16 protein-coding genes are annotated in these 24,039 nt (G+C 61.3%); 6 read left to right on the top strand and 10 right to left on the bottom strand.

Annotated features, from left to right (window positions below; genetic code table 11):
• Positions 1 to 65: 65 nt before the first annotated feature.
• A complete protein-coding gene (locus JNK74_08020; GenBank protein MBL7646118.1) occupies positions 66 to 2,957 on the bottom strand; it encodes a CHRD domain-containing protein in 2,892 nt (963 codons plus the stop codon).
• Positions 2,958 to 3,820: 863 nt separating this feature from the next.
• Here JNK74_08020 and JNK74_08015 point away from each other — a divergent pair.
• The 3 genes from JNK74_08015 (at position 3,821) to JNK74_08005 (ending at position 7,023) form a co-directional block, all read left to right on the top strand.
• On the top strand, positions 3,821 to 4,258 hold the full coding sequence (locus tag JNK74_08015; GenBank protein MBL7646117.1) for a hypothetical protein: 438 nt from the start codon (positions 3,821 to 3,823) through the stop codon (positions 4,256 to 4,258).
• Positions 4,259 to 4,331: 73 nt separating this feature from the next.
• A complete protein-coding gene (locus tag JNK74_08010; GenBank protein ID MBL7646116.1) occupies positions 4,332 to 5,156 on the top strand; it encodes a sugar phosphate isomerase/epimerase in 825 nt (274 codons plus the stop codon).
• Positions 5,157 to 5,520: 364 nt separating this feature from the next.
• Positions 5,521 to 7,023 (top strand): carboxypeptidase M32, encoded by a 1,503-nt coding sequence (locus JNK74_08005; GenBank protein MBL7646115.1) that lies wholly within the window; start codon positions 5,521 to 5,523, stop codon positions 7,021 to 7,023.
• Between the two features lie 176 nt (positions 7,024 to 7,199).
• Here the strand turns inward: JNK74_08005 and JNK74_08000 are convergent, their stop codons facing one another.
• Complete coding sequence (locus JNK74_08000) at positions 7,200 to 7,985, bottom strand: TIGR01457 family HAD-type hydrolase (GenBank protein MBL7646114.1); 786 nt, start codon at positions 7,983 to 7,985, stop codon at positions 7,200 to 7,202.
• A 302-nt stretch (positions 7,986 to 8,287) separates the two neighbouring features.
• Here JNK74_08000 and JNK74_07995 point away from each other — a divergent pair, with 302 nt between their 5' ends.
• A complete protein-coding gene (locus JNK74_07995; protein ID MBL7646113.1) occupies positions 8,288 to 9,142 on the top strand; it encodes a DUF72 domain-containing protein in 855 nt (284 codons plus the stop codon).
• Here JNK74_07995 and JNK74_07990 read toward each other — a convergent pair.
• From JNK74_07990 to JNK74_07960, 7 genes are all read right to left on the bottom strand, one after another.
• Positions 9,100 to 9,885, bottom strand: coding sequence for a potassium channel family protein (locus JNK74_07990; protein ID MBL7646112.1), 786 nt, complete (start codon positions 9,883 to 9,885; stop codon positions 9,100 to 9,102). The genes JNK74_07995 and JNK74_07990 overlap by 43 nt on opposite strands.
• Positions 9,886 to 9,936: 51 nt before the next feature.
• Entirely contained in the window at positions 9,937 to 10,857 is a 921-nt protein-coding gene (locus JNK74_07985; protein MBL7646111.1) for an alpha/beta fold hydrolase, read from the bottom strand.
• Between the two features lie 91 nt (positions 10,858 to 10,948).
• A complete protein-coding gene (locus tag JNK74_07980) occupies positions 10,949 to 12,208 on the bottom strand; it encodes an ABC transporter ATP-binding protein (protein ID MBL7646110.1) in 1,260 nt (419 codons plus the stop codon).
• Between the two features lie 2 nt (positions 12,209 to 12,210).
• Positions 12,211 to 13,041, bottom strand: a complete 831-nt coding sequence (locus tag JNK74_07975) for a hypothetical protein (protein MBL7646109.1) — start codon at positions 13,039 to 13,041, stop codon at positions 12,211 to 12,213.
• Positions 13,042 to 13,132: 91 nt separating this feature from the next.
• Positions 13,133 to 13,936, bottom strand: coding sequence for a DUF1698 domain-containing protein (locus tag JNK74_07970; GenBank protein MBL7646108.1), 804 nt, complete (start codon positions 13,934 to 13,936; stop codon positions 13,133 to 13,135).
• A 122-nt stretch (positions 13,937 to 14,058) separates the two neighbouring features.
• The gene (locus tag JNK74_07965; protein MBL7646107.1) at positions 14,059 to 16,065 is read right to left on the bottom strand and encodes a tetratricopeptide repeat protein; all 2,007 of its coding nucleotides are present in this window, start codon (positions 16,063 to 16,065) and stop codon (positions 14,059 to 14,061) included.
• 125 nt (positions 16,066 to 16,190) lie between these two features.
• Complete coding sequence (locus JNK74_07960; GenBank protein ID MBL7646106.1) at positions 16,191 to 17,852, bottom strand: hypothetical protein; 1,662 nt, start codon at positions 17,850 to 17,852, stop codon at positions 16,191 to 16,193.
• A gap of 276 nt (positions 17,853 to 18,128) precedes the next feature.
• Here JNK74_07960 and JNK74_07955 point away from each other — a divergent pair, with 276 nt between their 5' ends.
• Together JNK74_07955 and JNK74_07950 are read left to right on the top strand one after the other, a co-directional pair.
• Positions 18,129 to 18,851, top strand: coding sequence for a trypsin-like peptidase domain-containing protein (locus tag JNK74_07955; GenBank protein MBL7646105.1), 723 nt, complete (start codon positions 18,129 to 18,131; stop codon positions 18,849 to 18,851).
• A 219-nt stretch (positions 18,852 to 19,070) separates the two neighbouring features.
• Positions 19,071 to 23,186: a DUF5011 domain-containing protein gene (locus tag JNK74_07950; protein MBL7646104.1), complete on the top strand. Its 4,116-nt coding sequence runs from the start codon at positions 19,071 to 19,073 to the stop codon at positions 23,184 to 23,186.
• Between the two features lie 95 nt (positions 23,187 to 23,281).
• Here JNK74_07950 and JNK74_07945 read toward each other — a convergent pair whose 3' ends face one another.
• On the bottom strand, positions 23,282 to 23,644 hold the full coding sequence (locus tag JNK74_07945; protein ID MBL7646103.1) for an Hpt domain-containing protein: 363 nt from the start codon (positions 23,642 to 23,644) through the stop codon (positions 23,282 to 23,284).
• Positions 23,645 to 24,039: the final 395 nt, after the last annotated feature.

The following is a 24,039-nucleotide window of genomic DNA, read 5'->3' as shown; positions in this document are numbered from 1 at the left end:
CGGCGGGGAGGCTTCGATGCCTGCCCGACCGCCGTCGATTCAATTCTACACGCCCTCGCCGTTGATCAGTTCATCCCCCGCTTCGGCATCCAGTAGAGTGCCAACAGGGAGATCGCGCCCAGGAACAGATCGCCCAGAACCTTCTGAACCTGTCCTGAATTTCCATCTGGATCCAATACGCAACTAAACTGCTCTTCAAGGACACAACCGGTTGGAACCTCGGGAATAGCAGCTTCGAGTTCCGCCTCAGTCAACTGCCCATCGCTGTTGCTGTCCAGTCGGGCGAAAACGGTGGGTGTAAGCCCGGCGATGGAGGCTTGGGCCTCGGACAGACTCAACAGTCCATCGTTATTGGCGTCAACTTCGTCGAATCGGTCGAGGAGTTCCTCGGCCGTTTCCGAGTCCGTTGGCTCACCTTCGCCTTCACCTTCACCTTCACCCTCGCCCTCGCCTTCACCTTCGCCTTCACCTTCGCCTTCACCTTCACCTTCACCTTCGCCTTCGCCTTCACCTTCACCTTCGCCTTCACCCTCGCCACCTTCACCTTCACCTTCACCTTCACCTTCACCTTCGCCCTCGCCCTCGCCCTCGCCCTCGCCCTCGCCCTCGCCTTCACCCTCGCCACCTTCGCCTTCGCCCTCGCCCTCGCCTTCGCCCTCGCCTTCACCTTCGCCTTCGCCTTCGCCCTCGCCACCTTCGCCTTCACCCTCGCCACCTTCGCCTTCGCCCTCGCCTTCACCTTCACCTTCACCCTCGCCTTCCGTACCCTCGCACACCACCTGGCCCCGAAGTTCGCCCTGCGGATAGGCCGGACTGTGTATCAGGATATAGTGGGGCGCAGAAATCAGGCCGGCATATTCCTCCGGCGACAGGTCTTTCACGATTGGGCTGGAAGCGGTACCGAGGTCCAGCGTAAGCGCTCCGTTCTCGCCCGCACCGCCCGCGTGAATATTGGCCTCGTTTGCATCCAGAATCGTATGAAGCACCGTAAGCCGCACATAGCCGCCCGGCAATTCGCTGAATGTTGCAAAACCCTCCGCGCTGGACTCCACCGGTGTTTCAGACACGATTGCGCCTGGGCTGAGTGGCCACTCGCAGAATGCTTTGCTGTCAACGCAACTCAACTGCCCGCGAATCTCGCCGCCCGGATAGTCCACGCTGTGCACGTTGATATAGTGCGGCGTCGCCGTCACCAGCGCGTACTCTTCCGGCGTCAACTCTTTCACGATGGGACTGACCGCGCTTTCAAAAGCGATCTCGACCGAACCGTTGACCCCGGCTTCCGCGGCGTGAATGTGGGCGGCCGTGGGATTGCTCACGTCGTGTTCCACGGTAACCAGGACGTTGCCGCTCTCAAGCAGTGTAAAGACCGCGGAGCCGGTCGCCGTCGATTCTACTGGAGTCTCCGAGACCTCCTGGCTGGCCTCCAATCCGAATTCACAAAGCACGTTATGTTCTTCGCCGCCGCAATTGATCTGGCCGCGAATCTCCCCGTCTGGATAGGCTTCACTGTGTACGTCAAAGTAATAGTCCGACGCGGTAAGTGTTTCGAAATCTTCCGGCGACAAATCCAGGACGTAGGGGCTGGTCGGGTTCGCCAGCTCCGAAACAAACTCGCCCGTTTCGCCTTCGGCACCGATATGGATATGGGCCAGCGTCGGCGCCTCTACGCTGTGGGTCACCGTAATCCGAACATAACCACCCGGCAACTCGCTGAACACGGCCAGTCCCTCGGCCGAAGACTCTACCGGAGTTTCCGAGACAACTTGCGCCGGGCCAAGGTGAGTTTCGCAGAAGGCCTTTCCGTCAACACAACTGAGCTGGCCACGAATTTCGCCTGCGGGATAATCGGTGCTATGGACGTTTACATAGTGGGGCGCGGAAGTAATGAGCGCATATTGCGCGGGACTGAGCTCCGCCATGATCGGGCTTACACCGTTGCCCAAATCTATCTGCACTTCGCCGTTCTCCCCTTCCGGCGCCACATGAATGTGGGCCGCAACGGGATTGGCCACGTCGTGCTCTACGGACAGAAGCACATTGCCACTGGGCAGCACCGTCACCAATGCCGCACCCGTCGCGCTGGATTCCACCGGCGTCTCGGAAACCTCTTGCGCGGCGCTGAGCCCAAACTCGCAGAGCACCTCGTGCTCGCCCTCACCTTCACCTTCACCTTCGGCGCCTTCGCAGTGAACCTGACCGCGGATCTCGCCCTGCGGATAGGCGGGACTGTGAATAAGCACATAATGCGGCTCCGCGATCAGGCTCGCATATTCCTCGGGGGTGAGGTCTTTCACAATCGGACTCGCGGGATCGCCCAGATCTATCGTCAACGCGCCATTGGCACCGTGCGCACCCGCATGGATGTTGGCCTCCTGGGCATCCTCGATAGAGTGCGTTACGATGAGCCGCACGAACCCGCCCGGTAGTTCACTTAAGGACGCATGTCCTTCCGCGCTGGACTCAATGGCGGTTTCGGATACGATCTGGCTGGGTTCCAGATGAAATTCGCAAAATGGCTTGCTATCGATACAGCTCAACTGGCCGCGGATCTCGCCGCCGGGAAAGTTCGTGCTGTGCACATTGATGTAATGGGGCGCCGCTGTTACTTGCGCGTACTCCGCAGGTGTCAGCTCTTTCGTTATCGGGCTGGCCGCGCTCTCAAACTCAATTTCAACCGGACCATTTGCCCCTTCCGCCGCCCCGTGGATATGAGCCGCCGTGGGATCGCTGACATCATGTGTCACGGTTACCAGTACATTGCCGCTCTGGAGCAATGTGAACACGGCCGATCCGGTCGCCTCAGACTCCACAGGCGTTTCGGAAACCTCCTGTGCGGCGCTGAGCGAAAACTCGCAGAGCACTGGACCGTCTCCCTTGGGCGCGGCCGCGGCGCTGACCGACATGAATAGAACCGTCCCCAGGAACAACCCAAAGTAACGGGAAACGCGACACATAACGGTGACTCCTCCAGTATGGGTGCATTGGCTGCGACAAACACTCCGAAATGAACGCGGAGATCACAGTAACACGAAAGAGGAAAATGCGCAATAGCCGTTTTATATACTATCGTTGTTCTCGGTGGGGTCGCGCTTCGGCCCCAATCAGGCCGTTGACGCCAGTTTTCTGACAGTCTTGGCCAAATAAAACGAGGGCCCACTCCAATATAAACAAGTACCGATCGGCCCCTCGGCGAACGACTGGAATCACGGCTGTACTGCAGCGACCTTTCCGAGACCGAAACCCATCAGGAGGATGGGCGATGTGGCTACTCGGCGTTCTCAGCGTACTGTTCGGACTTTTTCTCCTTGGAGTGGGCGCGATCCTGGTCCGAATGCTTTCCGCCATCAATTCGACCCTTGTAAAATCGCTTCAAAAAAATGTGGGGTCCAGATGGCTTGCTGAACGCCATCGAACTTGTCGAGATCATGCCGGAAGATGGTCAGGACCGATGTGCTCATCCTCGAATCCATGCGGCGACAAATGGCTTACGTCAAAACCTTGTGGTTCTTGAAGCGCCGGGGAGCCTGGCGGTTCTTCGTCCGGCCCTTCCGGATGAATAACAAGAGCATCGCTCAGCGCTATCAAGCTTGAGGGGCGTCTGCATATGATGCGGGCACCTTCCGCCTGCTATAATCCCGCCTGTACACCGCAACATCCGCATCGCACGAAGGAATTCCCATGGCAGCAGCACGCCCTCGCATCGCCCTTGGACAGGTACGGGCGCCCCATCTGTCGCAATAAATTAGTTGCCTGACTGGCTCGACAATGAGCATGTTATGAAAGCTTTCATGGCCAATCTCCATAAGAGGCTCAATCCATGAGTATGGAATACACGGAATACCAGGATGATGACGTTTATCTTACACCCGATGACCGATCCCATCTGCGCGGCTTGAGCATTGCTTACTATGTCCTCGGCGGCATCTATGCTCTCGTTTCCGTCTTCTACCTTGACCTTGTTTGGGAGGGCATTAAGAGTGTGGCGGGCGACCCGGAGAGGCCGTGGGTCTCGCCGACATCGGGATTTATCGAAGTTGCGATGGGCGTTTTCCTGTTTACGTTGAGCGAGTGCATCTCGATTGCCATGATCGTGTCGGGCCGTCATCTGACACGGAGGACGGGCTACATGTTCAGCTTTGTGCTCGCCTGTATAGTGTGTACGAGCGTTCCCATCGGAACCGTTCTCGGGATTCTCACCATTGTTGTTTTGAGCCGTGAATCCGTGAAGGCCGCTTACGGGCGATACAGCGAATAGAATAGCGGCTGCATGCCGCCTGTTGTGATTGAGCACTAAATAACCGCGCCATCAGGCCCAAGTAGGATTTCTCATGCCCGACCAGCTTACCGACACCTCGCGCCTCTGCGTGCACACCATGACTACGAAGCCCCTCTCCCTCAAGGAGGCCCTGCCCGCGTATGAAGCCGCCGGCGTGAAGGGCATCACCGTGTGGCGCGACCACATCGAGCCCTATGGCGCAAAAGAAGCTGGCAAGATGCTTCGCGATTCCGGCCTGGAAGTGGTCAGCCTTTGCCGGGGGGGCTTCTTCCCCGCCACCGCCGGCATGGCCCGCGAGCAGGCGCGCACAGACAACCGGAAAATCATCGACGAAGCCGCCGAGATCGGTGCGCCGGTCGTGGTGCTGGTGTGCGGGGCGATCCCCGATCTGGACTTGCAGACGCAGCGCCAGCAGATCGCCGAAGGCATCCACGCCATCGTGCCCCACGCGAAAGCCGCCGGTGTGCGCCTCGCCATCGAGCCCCTCCACCCCATGTATGCCGCGGACCGCTCCGCCGTCAGCACCATGGACCAGGCCAACAACATGATCCTCATGCTCGGCAGCGAGCAGGTGGGCATCGCGATTGACGTGTACCACGTCTGGTGGGACCACTTCCTCAAGGCCGAAATCGAGCGCGCCACGGGCACGATCTTCGCCTTCCACGTCTGCGACTGGCGTGTGCCCACGCGCAACCTCCTCACCGACCGCGCCATGATGGGCGACGGCTGCATCCGCATCAACGAGATTCGAGGCTGGGTGGAGAAGGCGGGCTTCAAAGGCTTCATCGAAGTGGAGATCTTCTCCGACGACCTCTGGGCCATGGATCAGGAGCGTCTGCTCAAGCGGATCAAAAATGCGTACCTGAAACACGTCTGAGAGACAAAAGACTTAAGCGACAGAAAGGGCTTAAAGGACAAAACGTGTTCATGGCGCCTGAAGTTTCAAAGGTCCTTTAAGTCTTTTGAGTCCTTTAGGTCCCTGGTCCGTAAAAGCCCTACAGCAAACTGCCCAGCAGCAGACTCAACGCCGATATCCCCTCGGTAACAAAATTCAGCACGAAGAAAAGCGTATCCCGTACCAGCAAATAGACCACCAGCAAGATCTGCATGTACTGCTCCAGCGCGCCCGGGCGGCGCGCGTTCTTAATCGGCTGGCGGCCCGAAAGCGCCAGGTGCCAGGATCGCCATTCGCGATCGACGGCGCAGTATAGCAGAATCCCAATAACATCAGGAGCCTCTCCATGTCCTCGGAAAAGTTGGAAACCCTCAAGACCCTTCTGGGCGAAGTCAGCGACATCCACAGCGCCATTTCTCTCCTCCACTGGGATCAGGAAGTCATGATGCCGCCCAAGGCCGCACCGGGTCGCGGGCAGCAACTCGCCACCCTCTCCGGACTCGCCCATCGACTTTTTACGTCGCCCGAAATCGGCGACCTGCTCCGGGATCTCCACGAAAGCGGCACCCTGACGGGGGATGATGCCAAGATGGTTTCTGAGGGCCTCCACGACTACACGGTAGCCACGAAACTGCCCGAGAGCTTCGTCCAGAAGCTCGCCATCGCCCAGAGCAGCGCCTATGAAGCCTGGGTAAAGGCCCGCGAGGCTTCGTCCTTCGCAGACTTTCAGCCCCACCTCCAGGGCATGGTCGATCTCATGCTGGAAAAGGCCGATCACCTCGGCTATGAGAATTCGCCCTACGACGCGCTTCTGGACGAATACGAGCGCGGCATGACCGCCGACTATCTTGGCGGGCTCTTCGGCGATCTCGCCCCGCGCCAGAGCGCCCTGGTTGAGCGGATCGTGAATGCGCCCAATCAGCCCGACCTCGCCTGGCTCGATCAGGAATGGGATCCCGACGCGCAGTGGAAGCTCAGCGTCAAGATCCTCAAGGAAATGGGCTACGACTTCGAGGCCGGGCGCCAGGACAAGTCCGTCCATCCTTTCAGCACCAACTTCGACATTACCGACGTGCGCATAACCACGCGTATCAATCCGCGCGACCTGTTCTCCGGTCTTATGGGCTCCATGCACGAAGGGGGCCACGCCCTTTACGAGCAGGGCCTCCGCGAAAGTGATCGCCGCACCCCCCTGGGCCAGTCCATCTCTCTCGGCATCCACGAATCCCAATCCCTCACGTGGGAAAACATCGTCGGCCAGAGTCTGCCCTTCTGGAAGCGCCAGACCGCGCGCCTGCAAAAGGCCTATCCCGGCCAGCTCGACGGCAAGACCCCGGAAGATCTGTATCGCGCCGTGAATCGCGTTCAGCCCAGCTTCATCCGCGTGGAGGCCGATGAATGCACCTACAACCTCCACGTGATTCTGCGCTACGAAATCGAGCGCGCGCTCATCGAAGGCCAGATGAAGGTTTCCGAAGTGCCCGAGGCCTGGAACGCAAAGGTGAAGCAATACCTCGGCCTCGACGTGCCTAGCGACGCCATGGGCTGCCTCCAGGACATCCACTGGTCCCACGGCAGCATCGGCTACTTCCCCACCTATGCCCTGGGCAACCTTTACGGCGCCCAGTTCCTTGAAGCCATCGAAGCGGCGCTGCCTGGTCTGTGGAGCGACATCGAGGCCGGACGCTTCGCCCCCCTCCTCGCCTGGCTCCGAACCAACATCCACCAGGTTGGCCGCCGTATGACCGCGTCTGAACTCATTACCCACGTCACCGGCAAGGCCCCCTCCGCCGAGCCCTTCATGAAGTACCTCGAAAAGAAATACCTGCCGCTATACGGGTTGGCATGAGGGACTGACGCGGACGCGCACCTGCGACCCGTCCCGGCCCGAGCACACGGGGTCCATGTATCACGCCCCTGTAAAGGGGCGGTGAATCGGACAACGTGCGCCTACGCTGGAAGATGAATTGGCGTCGCTGGAGTGCCCGCGCGCGTCGGTCCCCGATTTGCCCGTCAACGAGAGATTCAGGCTGCGGAATCGCGAAGGAAATCCTGGCTGTACAAATCGGCCACGGAGTTGACCACGAGGTCGGGCCGGTAGCCATAGTGCTTCAGGTCCTCCTCGCGCGTGCCGCCGGAGAGCACCAGGATCGTGCGATAGCCCATGTTCACGCCGCCGAGGATGTCGGTCTCCATGGTGTCGCCGATCATGGTGGTTTCGTCCGCGCTCAGGCCAAGTTCCTTGCGGGCGGCGCGCATCATGATGGGGCTGGGCTTGCCCACGCTGAAGGCCTTCACGCCCGTGGCCGCTTCCAGCATGGCGATGGTGGCGCCGCAGCCGGGGCGGATGCCGTTGGGCGTGGGGCAGCTCGGGTCCAGGTTGGTGGCGATAAGTTTCGCGCCGCCCTGGATAAAGTTGACCGCAGCCTCGATAAGTTCCAGGTTCAGCGTGCGCCCTTCGCCGACCACCACATAGTCCGGATCGTGATCCACGATGGCGTAGCCGTGATCGTGCAGGGAATTCAGTAGACCGCCCTCGCCGATGACGAAAGCGGTGCCGCCGGGCTTCTGGTGAGCGAGAAACTGGGCCGTAGCCATGGCGCAGGTGAAGATGTGCTTCTCTTCCACGTCGAAGTCCCGGCGCTGGAGCTTGGTGGCCATGTCGCGGCGGGTGCGCTGGCTGTTGTTGGTGAGGAAGAGGAAGGGGATCTTCCGGGCGCGCAGGGCGGCGACAAACTCGACCGCGCCCTGAATCATTTCATTGCCGCGGTAGATCACGCCGTCCATGTCGATGAGAAAGCCTTGTTTCATGGGGGTATTCCTTTCCTGCGCGGGCGGATACTGCGTGGCCCGCGCGTTGGCGACCGGGTGGGTTGTTGGGGGGGCGCCGTGTGTTGGTTATTTTTCTACGTTCTCTAGTTGTCGGAATCATACCGGGTGAATGTACGGCCAATGTTAGGGAAGGGTTAAATTTCTGGGGATAGGACGGATTCGACCGATAGGACGGATATCTTCAATCGGTCGTATCAGTCCAATCTGTCCTATCTGCCGGACATTTCACGCTATACTCTTCTCAAATCGAAAGGCGCCCCGTGACATCAGGCAAACTCTACATCGGCACCGCCGGCTGGTCCTACGCGGACTGGAACGGGATCGTGTATCCCGAGGCCCGCGCCAGGGATTTTCATCCCTTGCGCTGGCTGGCGCAATGGTTCAACTGCGTGGAGATTAATTCCAGTTTCTACCATCCCCCGCAATCGAAGCATGCGGCGACCTGGGTGAAATTGGTGGAAGAGGTGGAGGATTTTCGGTTCGCCGCGAAGTTGTGGGAGCGCTTTACGCACCATCGGGATTCGTGGCCCACGTCGCATGAAATCGCGCAGTACAAAGATGGTGTCGCGCCGCTGGCCGAGGCTGGCCGGCTGGGCGCCCTGCTGGTACAGTTTCCCTGGAGCTTTCGGCGCACGCCGCAGAACCGGGTGTGGCTCGGGCGTATCGCCGAATGCTTTGAAGGCTACCCCCTGGTGGTGGAAGTGCGCCACGAATCGTGGAACACGCCGGAAGTGTTTGATGGACTCCGCGCGCGTGAGATCGCTTTCTGCAATATCGATCAGCCAATGTTTCAGGATTCTATCGCGCCATCCGACCACGTCACCGCATCAATGGGCTACGTGCGCTTTCACGGACGCAACAAGGCCAACTGGTTCAAGGAGGGCGTGAGCCAGAACGAGCGCTACGACTATCTCTACAGCGAGGATGAACTCCGGCCGTGGCTGGGACTAATTCAGTCCATGCAGGCCAAGGCGAAGAATGTGTACGTGGTCACCAACAACCACTTTCACGGGCAGGCCGTGGCCAATGCCCTGGAGATCCAGGCGGCGCTGGGCGGCGGACGATTTCAACTACCCGAGCACCTGCTGGCGGTTTATCCGAGGTTGCGGGGGATTGGGTTAGAAGGATCGGGCTGATGCGTCGTGCGAGTCAGAGATTCGAGAAGTCTCTCCATTCTTTCAAGCCTGACTAGGACTTCTTCCATTTCTCGTGATTGCTCTTCTTCTGCAGGCTTCAAGAACCACGCGGCAATCACGCTGGTGATCAGGCCGAAGATTCCGATTCCGCAGAGCATGGGAAAGAGGGCAATAATGCGACCGGGGGTCGAAACTGGAAATTTGTCCCCATACCCAACCGTCGTCATCGTGGTCAATGACCACCAGACCGCATCACCCGCCGTCTTGATATTGCTCTCGGCAAGTTTCTCCACCTCCAACACGGAAACGCTCGAAAGCACCACCACCATAAACGTGAGCGCCATGGCAGCTACGAAGGTCGAGGACTGTCGGTGAACGAGCAAGTACTGCATAAGCCGATGTGAGGAACGATAGGCCCGAAGAAGTCGGAAAAGCCGCAATACTCGAAAAAGACGGCCTATACGTACAAATGGCACCATGGGGATACTGGAAACGAGATCGATCCAATTGCGCTTGAGATAGCTCCGTTTGTGCTTGGTGCGATAGAGTCCGATGAAGAAATCCGAAATAAAGAAAACGCATACGATAGTGTCCGCGACATAGAGAATGTCTCGTGTTGCATCATCCACTGGAAGAAAGACATCTATCGCCAGCAAGATGAGCACAAAGACCGAGAGGACCAACACAATCAAGTCGCGCGTGGCGAGACCCTCGCTTTTCTGCTTCGCTTCCCCCTTGCTCATTGAGAATTCCTTTCTTTTGCCTTATTGGTCGAATCCGACCTGTCTTCCGCCTCAAATTCGCGCGATCAACCACGGCACCGCGACGCCCACATATTCACCCGGCAGCTTGTGGCCACTGTCGAAAATCTCCAGCTTCGTGTTGGGTCCTTCGAGGTGCTTGTAGAGCTCCAGGGCCTGGGCCTCGTTGCAGAGTTCGTCGGTCTTGCCCTGGACCATCATGAAGGGGCGCTCACCGATGCCGCGCAGGTAGTTGGCCGGATCGAGAATGGGGTCCTCGCGCCAGGAGACGGGCACCACGCAACCGACCGCGGCTTTGATGCGCGGCTCGACGGCCGTGAGCGACACGGCGTGGAAGCCGCCCATGCTGTAGCCCATGGCGCCGATTCGGGTCATGTCCACGTCGCCCCGCGTGGCGAGGTAGTCGATGCCCCGGCGGTAATCGAGGACGGTCTGGGTGATGACGTCGCGCAGGGTGAAATAGTTCTTGCGCGGCGGCGCGCCGGGCTCTTCGAAGAGATTCACCACGTGGTAATCGTTCTCCGCGATGCGATCGCCATGGCCCTGTGCATCCAGTGCGAAGACGGCGAATCCGGCCGCCAGCAGGGCCTTGCGCACCTCCCCGCCGTGGAGATAGCCGCCGTCCTTCCACCAATGCTCTTTGCTGCCGGACCAGCCGTGCATGAGGACGACACAGGGGTAGGGTGCCTTGGCCGTTTCGGAGACTTCAAAGTAGCCGGGCACCATAAAGCTGCGGGTACTGCGGAAGACCACCTTGTCGCGGGTGGTGCCTTCCTTCGTCTCCCGCTGGACCACGCGCGCTTCCAGGGGGATGGTCGCGTCGTAGTCGTACATGCGAACAAGGAGTTTATGGGCCTCCTCGCCAACAACCGGCGGGGCCGCGGGAGCCTCGGCGAGGGCGGGAAGGAACGAACTGGAAAGCAGCAGCAACGAGAAAACAAGAAGGCGTTTCATGGGGGCGTGCTCCGGGAGACTGAGGTTGGCGATGTTGTCGCTACGATAGCAGTGGCGGCGCGGGCCGTCAAGTGGGTTGCGCCGTGGGCGTTCATTCCAGAATGCGGAATTCGTGGGCGATGTGCTTCACGCCGGCGGCTATTCGGCCTCCGCCCGTGACATGGAAGCGGGCCGCGATGTCGCGCCAGAGGTAACCCTGCCCTTCCGAGATAGGCATTACAATGGCATAGGCCCCGGGAGCGAAATCGAGATCGGCGATGCGAACCTCGCATTGCACGCGGCCTTCATGGAGGTGGTCCAGGCGCCCCTCATACAGCGAAGTCACGATGCCCATCAATAGACCGTCGTCCCGGAAGAAATTCAGCGTTATATTGAGGCCCTCCACGCGTCGCTTCAGCGTGAACCCGAATCGAATCACGACCTCGCTGTGCACGGGGATGGCCGCAACGGCTTCACCGCCCACCTGGAGGCCGCACTCAATATCGCATACGTGCTCCAGCGTCGAGACGACAGGGCCGTAAAGTCCCTTCGTTGCGGCGGCGGGGCGGGACTCCGCCCCGGGACCGGCAATCGTCGCCGGGTTCTTTGCGCGCTCTTCCTCTTCAAGAAAGGCCAGGTACGCCCGCACCGTCTCCACCGACGATCCCGCCGCCATGACACGGCCCCGGTGGAGCCATAGCGCCCGCTCGCAGAGCTTGATGGCCATATTATGGCTGTGGGAAACGTAAACGATCGTGACCCCGGATTGCTTGAGCTGCTCCATGCGCAGGAAACACTTGTTCTGGAAGGCGAAATCGCCGACGGCGAGCACCTCGTCAATGAACAGGATGTCCGGGCGGGCATGCACGGCCACGGCGAAGCCCAGGCGCGCTTTCATGCCCGAGCTGTAGGTTTGCACCGGGCTGTCGATGGCCTCTTCCAGCTCCGCAAAGGCCACGATCGCGTCCACGGCGGCGCGCACTTCCCGGCGCTGGAATCCGGCAAAGGAGGCGGCGTTGTAGATATTCTCCAGCCCCGACAACGTGGGGTTGAAGCCCGCGCCGAGGTTGATCAGGGCGCGTACATTGCCCTCGATGCGGATGCGCCCGGCGTCGGGCTTGGTAAGGCCGCACATCAGTTTCAGCAGCGTGCTCTTGCCCGCGCCGTTGCGTCCGATGAAGGCCATGGACTCGCCGGGGGCCATCTCGAAGGAGACATCGCGAAGGGCCCAGAATTCGTCTTTGCGCAGTTCGGAGGGGGCCGCGCCTCCGAATATCTCGCGCATCAAATCGGTCACGCCATAGGAAAGATGGGTCTGTGCGTTGCGCGAATAGCGTTTGGAAACGCCTTCCACCTGGATCGCGGGGGGCATGATCACGCGCGCTCCGCGAGTACCGGCACAGCCAGGTGAAAGAGGTACCATCCGCAGAAGAACATCAGGGCGAAGGCCGCGCTCCATAGGGCCAGCGCGCCGGGATCGGTAAACTGATTGGCCGTGGCCAGGCCGCGAAGGTTGTCGAGCAGCACGGCGATGGGGTTGGCGCGGGCGAGCCGCTCGGAGGCGATGACGAAGAAGACGGGGCTGGCAAAGCGCAAGGGCAGGATGAAAAGGCGCACGGCGCGCTCCACGTCGTTGTAGATGGCGTTGAAGGGGGCCAGGCCCAGGCCCAGGGCCATGCCCGCGAGAATGAGAAGTGGATAACAGGCGAGAAACTTCAAGAAGCCGGCCGGCGAGAAGGCCCCCATGGCGATTGAAAACACGAGCAGCACCAGGATGCGGAAACTACTGTTGAAGGCGACGCGAAAGGCCACCGAAAGGATGAGCGCCTCCGGCGGAACCTTCACCTGGGCCAGCACGACGCGGGAGCTCTGGAAGAGGCGAAGGGCGGCGAGCCAGCCTTCGGTGATGGTGAGATAAAGCAGCATGCCATACGTCACGAAAAGGGGATAGGGGATGGCGAGCTTGCCGGGACTCACGATCCCGGCGAGCATCAGCCCATAGAAGATCGCCCCAAACACGAGGGGATCGGCGAGGTCCCAGAAGAGGCCGAACATGGTCCTGGCGTAGCCGCCTTTCACATCGCGCAGGGCGAGGCGGAAGGCCGCGTAGCGCCCATCAAGCAGGCCCCGGGCCATGGCGCGAAAAATGGCGCCGCTCTCTCGCGCGCGGGATTCGGCGGAGTAAATAGCGACAGGTTTGCTCATGGCGTTGGCTCGCTTCGGGGTGGCTGTGTTGCGGCCTGCGGCGGGCGCATGCCGCCGGGGGCGCATGATAGCGCGGCCCGCGCCGGGATTGCTAGCGCAGGGCGATCAAGGCCTTGAAACGGTTGTACCATTTCAGCGGCATCCAGTCCGGCTGGTGGGGAACTTCGATGACCTTGCGAAAGCCGAGCTCGCGCAGGCCCAGATCGATGAGGGGTCGGGACACGGTGGTCATGTTGTCGAAGCAAATGGGGAAATCATAATCCGGATAGAAGCGCCGGGGCTCGTCGTAGGTAATGCGCAATCGCTTGTCATCGTCGATACAGGTGAAGAGAAAGAGCGTTTCGCGCGTGATGGACCCGAGATAGTTCAGGTAATAGAGGGGATCGCTGATGTGGCACATGATGGCCGAGGAGATCACGATATCCGCGGGCGCGCAGCCCGGCATCTGGTGGGTCATCTGATCGTAGGTCGTGTTGACGAACTCCACATTCAGTCCCGTGATTTCGTTGAGCAGGGGATAGACGGCGGCCAGCTTCGGATTCATATCGTAACCGGTGCAGCGCGCCGCCCCCTTTTCCAGAAAGCGGTAAAGGAAAAAGCCCGCGTTGGACGCCGTATCCGCCACGGTTTTGCCCTCCAGCGGGCCGGTGGCCGCCGCGATGGCGTCGATCCAGCCGTCATACATGGCGCGAAGCCGGGCGTTCGATGCGCAGAAGCGCGTCCACGTTTCCGGGGAAACCTCGCTGCGGCGAATCGATTTAATGTCCGACTTGTGAATCCAGATATCGGCGATACCGGTCTGGACGTCGTCGTTAAGAATGAAGGGCTGATAGCCGATGAGGCCCTTGAGTGCGCCGACCTGTTCGGGAGTCGGATTGTGCGGTCTGAGATCCACGCGTCGTGTCCTGGGGAGAGTTGGGAGCCGGGGGTGTTGTGCGGGTGTTCGGGCCGGAGCGCGCTCCGGCACACCGCGCGTTGAACGATATCAGGCGATGCTGTTCCTCGGCGACCGGCGCTTCACTCCGTGCCCTCGCCGGAAGTCGGCGTCTCGACCGGGGGCGCGACCGTTGACGGCGCGGGTGCCTCCGTCGTGGAGTCCTCCACCTTCATCGGCGTTTCCGACGGGGGTGCGGGATCTTCGAGCGGTGCCGCCGTTACTTCCGGGCTTTGGTTGAAGAGGCTTTCGGTCGTCTCGCCGCCCGGCGGCGTGCCGGAGGTACCCGCCGCGGGGCTGGTTTGGGCTCTTTCAATGGCCTGCGCCTGGGCCAGGGCGCGCTGGGCGTCCTGCGGCAGTCCCGCCTGCCGCAACACGCGGGCCAGCGCATAGTAGGCATCGGCGCTACCCGGATCGGCCAGCGTGGCCTCCTGGTAGGCGCCCGCGGCCTGCCTCAGTTCGCCATAGTCTTCGAAAAGCTGGCCGAGGTCCAGCCACAGGGTCACGTCTTTCGGATAGAGCTGGAGGGCCTGGCGAAAGGTGCGCAGCGCCTCGTCATAGCGATTGGCCTTGCCCAGGACCCGCCCCACGCCGCCCATGGCCAGTGCGTTGCCGGGCTGCGCCACCAGGGCCTGACGGTAGGCCTGGATGGACCCCTCCAGGTTGTTCATCTTCTCAAAGATATAGCCGAGATTCACCAGCGCGTCCGGTGTATTGGGCGCAAGGCGCAATACTTCCTGGTAGGCCATCGCCGCCCCTTGCAGATCTCCACCGTCCTCCAGGGGATAGGCAATGCGCATGTAGCCCTCCGGGTCCCGCGGTTCGAGTTCGATATAGCGCCGGTAGGCATAGACCGACCCCTCCAGATCCCCCGACTCGTAGAGCAACTGACCCGCGTTGAAAACCGCCGCGCTGTCGTCGGGACACTGGTACACGAGCGCCCGATAGGCTTCCACCGCCTGCGCCAGGCTCCCCTGGGCGCGAAAGGCCGTGCCGAGGCCCGCGTAGGCCTCGCGGAACGTGGGATCCAGATCGAGGGTCTTGCGGAAATCGGCGATGGCGCCATCCGTATCGCCGCTTTCCGCGCGAAGAAAGCCGCGGCCGGCATATGATTCCGCATAGGTTTCGGAGAACTGGATCGCCAGGTCAAAAAGGGCCCCCGCGAGTTGGGTGCGCTGTAGCTTTTGCATCGCCAGGCCCATCTGCGACAGGGTCATGGCGATAGCGCTCCGTTCGTCCAGCACGGTGTAGCCGTTGGGCGAGACGCAGGGAAAAGGGAGGTATTGCAGCAGGTAATCCCGGCTGGGTTGGAGGCCGCCCTGGGCCGTCGTTTCAATGAAGAAGGCGGGGTCGCTGTTCCACGTCGCAAAGACGTGGCCCCGGCCCGCCACCAGTTGGATGGGGTAGCCCAGGCGCTTTCCCACCGCGCAGTAGAGCAGCGTCATACCCACGCAGTTCCATTGCTTTTTGTCCAGCACCTGATCGAGCCCCACGAAAACATCGGCCGTCTGAACCGTGCTGTTGGCGTAGCCCTCCTCCACGTAAAAGAAGTTGGCCATGGCTGCGGCCGCGTCCATGGGGGTCGGCGCGGTGGCCACCCGCTCCCGTAGCCGCTGGGCCAGGTCGCTCAGCTTCTTGAGATAGACCGCCGGGTCGCTGGTCGGCTGGATCAGTTGCGCGGCGTACAGTGCGGCCTCCGCCAGATCGGGCGTGGCGGCGGTGTCCTGGGCCATGGCCCGCAGTTTTTCCATGGGCGCACCGGGAAGCACGGGCGTCGGTGCAGGCGCGGGTGCGGGTGTCGGCGCGGGTGTCGGCGCGGGTGCGGGTGCGGGTGTCGGCGCGGGTGTCGGCGCGGGTGTCGGCGCGGGTGTCGGCGCGGGTGTCGGCGCGGGTGTCGGCGCGGGTGTCGGCGCGGGTGTCGGTGCGGGTGTCGGCGCGGGACTCGGCCCAGGTGTCGGCGCAGATGTCGGTTCTGGCGCGGTGGGCTGGGCGAGGGCGCTGGGGACCACGAGCCCGGGGCTCAACGCCAACGCCACGAGGCAAAGCGTCGCCGCACCGGTGCGCGGCAGAAAACGAATGTAAACGCGCATGCAGTAAGAATCCTATGAATGGTTAAGTCTGCCGGTCCGCCGCGTATACTCCGGGCCAACCAGGCACCGTGACAGTATACCCGCTGTCCGGGGACGGCGGGAAATGGGCGGCCGTGCGGTATCGCTCATGAAAAGACCGTAAGTCCGTCGCCGTCGTAGCGCCGTTGGACGATAACCTTTCCCGCTTCCAGGTCCACCGGCAGGATGCCGCCATCGCGGTTCAACTCCTGCGGCTGATAGAAGCCCGTCGCCCCGAAGGAGGCCGCCCGCTCCGTGTCGAGCTGGAGGATCATGCGGACCACCGGCTCGGTCACCTCGATGAAGTCCGTCACGTCCACCGCCTCGTCGCTTATGACGATGTTCCGGTGGACACTGCCCACGCTGTCGACGCCGGCCGACGCGCGCCGACGGCGGAACTCCGTCAGGGGGCGGCGAAGGGCGGGGGGCGTCAACAGGTTGAAGGCCCGAGCAAGCAGGTTCTTCCAGGGACCGGCGGTGACCGGCCTGAGCACCACGAGGCGCGCGGACATTCGGGCATTCAGCCCGTCCACCGCGATATCCGGCTTTTCCTGGAGGAATTGCGTCGTGACCACGGGGCCGTCCGGCACCTCGGCGAAGTAGCCGCAATCCACAAAGGCGTGGCCTCCCAGGTCCAGATGGAATACGCCCCCCTTGCGGAGGTTGGCCACGAGTTTGAGACCCGGGGTGTCCACCGACCATAGCCCGGCTTCTTCAAACCAGGTCGCCCGGGGCGGAGGGCCCGGGTTCTCCGGCGCGCCGCTCCCCGCTTCGATTGCGGCCTGGGCCGACAGCAGATAAAAAGGACTCAGGCGGGCCAGGTGGCGATCATCCACGCACCGCGTGATCAGCACATGGCGTCCCACGTCCAGATGGTGCTCCAGGTGCTTCACCATGCGGGCCGCCGCGTCGCTTCTGCGGGCCTGAAGCACCGCGCCCAGGGGGATGAAGTATTCCGTATTGCGGCTGCCATAGACCCCGCCGACCGTGCCGTCCCGATGGAGAAAATGCTGAAGAAACTCGGCGCACCGGGCCGATAGGGCGGTCGCCCGCCGCGCGCCCGTGCGCTTTGCGATGAGGGCCAGAAAGCCGTAGGTCAGCGACGCGCACCCGATGTCGGCGCCCCCCTCCTCGGGAAACCAGCCTTCGGGCGATTGCAACCCCTCCAGGTGCGCCAGCAGGCGCTCCAGTTCCTCCTCGCAGCCGAGGCCGGGGTCGAGCGCGGCCAGGTTCATGAACGCCGCGGCCGCGCCCGCGATCTGGTGGCCCGGCCCCGCTTCGCCCCCGCGGGAGAGCCACTGGGCGGCGCGGTTCAGCATGTCCTTCGCGTCATTGCGGATGCCGGAGCTCAGGTGGCGTTCCAATTGGAGGATGGTCTCGGAAACATGGAAGGTCACAAGCGCCGTGGCCGCGTAGGCGTCCCGGCCGCGAAAGACGGCATCGAAGCTGCCGTTCGGGCGCTGGATCCGCATGGTGAAATCGAGCATGGCCTCGATCCAGTCCAGCAGGAGGGGCGAGCGATAGTAGGGATTGTCGGGGATCTCCAGCTTCCACGCCAGGGCCAGGCTCAGCACCAGTTCCTGCATGGGGCTGTTGGCAATATCTTCGGTTCGGTAGTGCCAGTGATTGCGGCAGGCGCAGCCATAGGTCGGCGAGTGCATGTTGCGATCCACCTGGCTCAACAGGCGGGGCATCTGTTCGAGCATGGGCCAGGCCAGCAGCGCGGAAAGCTCGTTCTGCAGGTTTCTCCGCTTCGCGCGCGTTACCATGAGGCGTGCTCCCCCGTGAAGGGGCGGGCGGGGCGGCCCGTGCTCGCCGGGCCCCCCGGGAGGAAAGTGCTGCGTTCCGCACGGTGCATTTACAGGTACTCCTCCGGGTGGGTCGTATCGCCCTTCGCCGCGGGCCGAAGGCGCTCAATGCCTTTCCGGCAGTATATAGCCCCCTTGGAAAAGATCACAACCGGGCGCCTATACTGGGCTGAAGGGTCGTATGGGTCCCCGAGACTCAAGAGTCCCCTTTTCAGTCACTTTCGAGCACAACGGCCAATGAATTACGAGTTTCTCATCGATAATACCGAAAAGATCGCCCACGCCGTGGTGCCCATCCTGGCGCTTTTTCCGGAGGCCCCGCAGAAGCTCATGATCTGCGGCACGGGCTTTTTTATACACGAGCGCGGCTGCCTCGCCACGGCGGCCCATGTGGCCCGGCTGGAGCACAAGTGGGTGCTCTACGACGCCATGCTCCTCGAATGCGATGTGGTGGTGGAACAACTCACCATCAACAAAGAAAAAGACGACCCCCGCATGAAACACGAGTGGGACATCGGCGTGCTCCAGGTGCGGGCCCCCCGGAAGACCTTCCCGACCGTCGCACTTTCGCCCAAGCTCCAGTTTCGGCGCGGCGAGCCCATCGCCCAGTATGGCTATTACGATCAGGGCGTGAAATACAAAGTGGGCTCCTTCACCGGGCTCAACGGCCTCCTCACCACCGGCGTGGTCAGCGCCGCCACCAACATCCGCATCGGCCCCATAGAGATGGGCAGCCGCCTCATCCTCGACATCAGCGCCGGGCCTGGCAGCAGCGGCAGTCCCGTTTTCGACCCCGACACCGGCGAGATCCTCGGCATGATCGTTTCCGGCAAGGAAAAGCGCGTGCTGGGGCCCGGGAGCCACCCGAACGAGTTCAAGGTGGAGCATATTCCCATGGGTATCGCCTACTCCGACCCCATCATCCACCTGGGCATGTGGCTGGAGAAGTTTTTGCGGTAGGGGCAGCAGGTTGTATTATGTTGCGAAGTGTATTTTAGGAACGCTGCAATGGCGCATTGTCAGCTTTCTTTATCGAATATATACTCATTTCAGACGGCGACGGGAGTGTCTCAAGGTGTCAGCGGCTTTATAATGTTCAGGGAGAGGGCGAGGGTGGGCACCGGCGGAAACTGTCCGCTGGTCAATGGGGTGGAAAAACTCCACCCAGGGGAGTCAACCGTGTTTCTCAGAGCACAGGTATCTTCATTGGATACGTTGAAGCGCCTCAGCGCGACGGTCGGCATTGTTCTGTCGGGTATGGCCCACGGACAGAATGCCCGGTTTGATGGTGTATCGACCGTGGGCGGACCGGGCAACGACTATGGCAACGGCGTTGCGTCCGATTTCGATGGTAATCTCTACCTTACCGGCCAGTTTGAAGGAACGGTGGACTTCGATCCGAGTTTGGCCACGGCGCTCACGGCGAGCCAGGGCAGTGACGATGCATTCATTCAAAAGCTGGACGCCAATGGCAATCTCGTATGGGCCCGGTCATTGGGCGGCGCGAGCTATGATGTCGGGACCGCTATCGCGGTTGACGATTCAGGAAACAGTTACACGATCGGAACTTTCCAGGAAACCGTTGATCTCGATCCCGGACCTGGAGAATCGTTGGCAATCGCCGCCGGAAGCCGGGATATATTTGTCGTGAAACTGGACGCCGATGGCGCCTTTCTCTGGGGTGGCGCGATGGGATCCGTAAGCATGGATATCGGCGCCGACATTGTCATCAGCGGCGACGGCGCTATCTACACGTCGGGGCGCTTTGACGGGTTCATGGATTTTGACTTTGGACCGGGTGTGCAACTCCAGGGGGCACCCGGGGCGGAAGATCTGTTCATACAGAAACTGAATCCGGACGGACAACTTCTCTGGGCGCGCACTGCGGGGGGCACGCTTAATGTTTCTGGCTATGACGTCGAGGTTGATGCGGTGGGTAACGTTTATGCGGCGGGGATTTTCTCCGGAATAGCGGACTTCGATCCCGGTCCGGGAGCGGTCTATCGAACCTGTACCGGAACGCTGAATCTGGTTGGCGAATACGATATCTTTATCCTCAAGTGGAGTTCCGCAGGCGAATTTGTCTGGGTCAGGCAGCTCGGAAGCGCGGGGGCAAACCAGCTCTATGATCTGACCGTGGATCCGTCGGGGGATGTCCTGACCGCCGGTAGTTTTACGGGAACGGTGGATTTTGATCCCAGCTCAGGCATATCACGATTGACGGCCCCCTGGTCCGACTCGAGCGGCAGTTTTCTCCACAAGTTCGGGACCGACGGGCAATTCAAGTGGGTTCGCGGGTTCTACGGCGCGCTGATGTCCGGAGGGAGCTGTCTGACCACCGATGCATCGTCCAACATCTACCTGGCGGGCGGCTTCCACGGGGCGCTGGACGCCGATCCGGGCGATGCCTACTTCCCGCTCGTGTCGGAATCGCGCTATTACTCCTCGGACCTGTTCTTGTCGAAGCTCGATTCGAGCGGGGCACTTATCGCGGCGTTTGAGACCGGCGGCAATGAAAATGATGCCATCCGGGATTTGGTCGTGGATGGTTCCGGCGGTGTTCAAGCCGTTGGCATCTACTCCGACGAAGCCGATTTTGACCTTGGCCCGACGGGCCAGGCGCAGCCGAGTGCCGGCGGTACGGACATCTTTGCGGGACGAATCTCCTTTCTGGATACGCCGCCCCATGTGCTTTCCATAATTCCGTCGCTAACTGGCCCCACCCGGCTGCGCGGCATCGAGTTCACCGTGCGTTTCAGCGAGTATGTGGAAAATTTTGAAAGTGCGGCGGATCTGGTATTCCGGCAGGCCAGTCTGAACTTCTCCGACGCCGTCATTAGCGGTGGACCGATGGCGTTCACGGTTGCGCTGGCCGATGTCGCCGGTGACGGGAGCCTCGAACTCGGCATAAACCTGGAGTCGGACATCGTGGATCGGGCGGGCAACCCGCTCGCCGCGACCGTCTTCAGTGCGCCCGTCGTATTCGACCAGAGCCCGCCGATCTTGACGGTCGAAGCGCCGAGCACCTCGCTTACGAACGTGGGCCCCGTACACTATGCACTGCACTACACAGGCGCGGACACGGTGGCTTTGACGATGGAGAAGATCGCGCTCGTGGCGACCGGCACCGCCAGCGGGGAGCTCTTTGTTACGGACGGAACGACCAGCGCGCCCGTGGTCACGGTAGACAACATTACAGGCGACGGAACGCTCAGTATTTCGATTGGGGCCGCGACGGCTTCCGATACGGCGGGCAATGTCGCCACCCCATCACCATCGAGCGACGCATTCGTGGTCGACAATACCAGCCCCCTGCCGATTATTGAATCCCCGTCGCCGCTCCTGACAAACACCGGTCCAGTGGAGTTTGTCGTGACTGCGCAGGATGCCGTTCCCTTTGTATTGACCGAAGAAGATGTGGCGCTGGTCGCGACCGGCACGGCCACGGGAAACCTGACTTTCTCGGAAGGTACGGGGAATTCTAGTTCGATAGGGATCGATAAGACCACGGGTGACGGAACGCTGAGCATTGCCTTGCAGGCGGGAGCGGTGGCGGATGCCGCCGGAAACCTGTCCCCCGAAGTCCGGGCCAGTGTCGATGTGTTGGTGGATAATACCGCGCCCTCTGTGGAAGTGGGGCCCCCTTCAACAGTATTGACCGCCGGGGGGCCGGTCATATTTCAGGTAAATTACACCGGTGCAAGCGTCCTGTCGCTGGAAGCGGACGACATCGGGCTGGAGACTACAGGCACCGCCCTCGGGCGGGTGCGTGTTGAGCACGAGTCGGCGGGGCGCGCCACCGTGACCATCGATGCTATTGAAGGCGACGGCACGCTGGGGATAGCGCTTAGTGAGGGTACTGCGGAAGATGCCGCAGGGAACCGCTGTGCGGCGGTCCGGTCCAGCGCGTCCGTCCTGGTGGACAACACGGCGCCGGGCCTATCCATAACCGAACCAAGTACCCGGGTCACGTCATCCGGCCCGCTGCCCTTTCTCTTGATCTACGAAGACGCGGAGCGCGTCAGTCTCAGTCCCGAGCAGGTCAGCCTGGTGACCACGGGCAGCGCGTCAGGCCAGGTCGCGATCAGCCAGGGAACCACCAGCACCCCCGTGGCGGTGGTGCATAAAATTACCGGAGATGGAACTATTTCCATTGCGATTGCTTCCGGGACGGCTGTGGATGAAGCGGGAAATGCGGCTCCCTCTGTTGCCTCCGTAGTACAAATCCAAATTGATAATACGCATCCCGTGATTACGCTGGAAGGTGAAGCAGCACTGGATCATGAAGTTGGAACCCCGTGGCAGGATCCAGGTGTCCACGCTGAGGATTCGGGAGGTGGGCCGGTGGAGACCACAACGGATGGGCCAGTGATCGGCGATGACGCCGCCGTGGGCACAGTTTTTACGTTGCGCTATGCCGCTCGTGACGCCGCTGGGAACGCTTCAGCAACGGTGAGCAGAACCGTCCGAATTGTGGATACCACGGCCCCGGTAATCGTCATCAACAGCGACACGATTGAGTTCAACCAGATAGACTGCCAACCCGATACCTACATTGAGCTTGGCGCATCGGCCGAGGACAATTCCGGGACTCCTATTGAAGTCATAGTTGAAGGGAGCGTGGATTCACGTGTGCAGGGAACCTACACGATAAACTACCGGGCAATCGACTCAAGTGGAAATGAGGCGATGGCTGCGCGGACAGTGACCGTACTGGACAATTGTTCCGCTGAGGGCGAAGGCGAAGGCGAAGGCGAAGGCGAAGGCGAAGGCGAGGGCGAGGGCGAAGGCGAAGGCGAGGGCGAGGGCGAAGGCGAAGGTGAAGGTGAAGGTGAAGGTGAAGGTGAAGGTGAAGGTGAAGGCGAAGGCGAAGGAGAAGGCGAAGGAGAAGGCGAAGGCGAAGGCGAAAGCGAAGGAGAAGGAGAAGGAGAAGGAGAAGGAGAAGGTGAAGGTGAAGGTGAAGGTGAAGGTGAAGGTGAAGGTGAACTTACTCTCGACGAAATCGCCGAGCAACTGGCCGATGCCTTTGCGGGTACCGATACCAATGATGATAACCGGCTCTCGTTGAGTGAGGCACGGGTGACCTATCCAGCCCTGAGCACGGATGAGTTCGAAGAACTCGACGCGAACAGCGATGGCTTCCTGAGCCTGGCGGAGTTGGAGGCCCAGATCGAGGAGCCCTCGGGCTGCAATCTGACCGCGAAGCTCGGCGAGTCCCTCGGGGATGTATTCCTCCTCGGGCTTTCGCTCCTGGCGCTGGTCGGGTTTCTGGGAACAGGCCGGCGCACCGTGTAGCCGCTGAAGAAGAAAGAAAGCCCGCGTCCCGATGAATCGGGGCGCGGGCTTTGAGTATCGAGGGGACTCCGTTGGCCGGAGTTGCCGGGGTGATTTCAGAGGGTGGAGAGGTAGTCGAGAATCGCGGATTTTACGCGGGCGAACTCGTCCGCTAGTTGACTGGCGAGGGTCTTGCCCTCGGGTGCTTCCGCGTCGGCGAGCGCCTCCAGGTGCATGGCGATTTCCTGCAGGTGGGTCGTGCCCACGTTGGCGGCCGCGCCCTTGATGGTGTGGGCCTCGCGCTGAATTTCACTGAGCCGCCCGGCGGTCAGGGCCTCGTTCAGCCGCTCGAGCCGCTCTTCGCAGTCTTCCAGGAATACCCCGAACAATTCCTTCTCGAAGTCCGTATCGCCATCCGAGGTTTCCTTGATACGGCTGAAATCCACTGCCGCCCGTCCGTCCGCTGCTGGGGTGTTCATCTTGTCTCGCTCTCCGTTCGACAGGTGCTGGAGCTGTGGATCCGCGCCACGCGGTTAAAAGTACCGCTGCCCGCGCTCCCATTACCCGCTCAGGTGAGTGTAGTAGATCCTGCCGCGCTTTTCAATCGGTAAATTGCCGCCGGTTGAAAAATATTCCATTCTCTGGTAGAGTTCTCTCAGAGGAATAACATGTTTTCTAATTCGAAGCATAATCTGGAACTGCGACTCCCACTCCTCCAGCTGCTGGAGGAACGCAGGTCCGTTGTGCCTCGAATTCTTATTCGATAATCTCCCCGAAAGGGTGATTGAGGCCGCGGGCTGGAGCCCGCGGCTTTTTTTTTGTGGTGACAACTCGGAAAGGAGGGAAGTGGAATGGAATTGGGACTGCGATAGCC

This window comes from Candidatus Hydrogenedentota bacterium, assembly GCA_016791475.1.
GTDB lineage: Bacteria > Hydrogenedentota > Hydrogenedentia > Hydrogenedentales > JAEUWI01 > JAEUWI01.
Note: the sequence above shows the minus strand (reverse complement) of the source record. Positions and strands in the feature narration are given on the sequence as shown.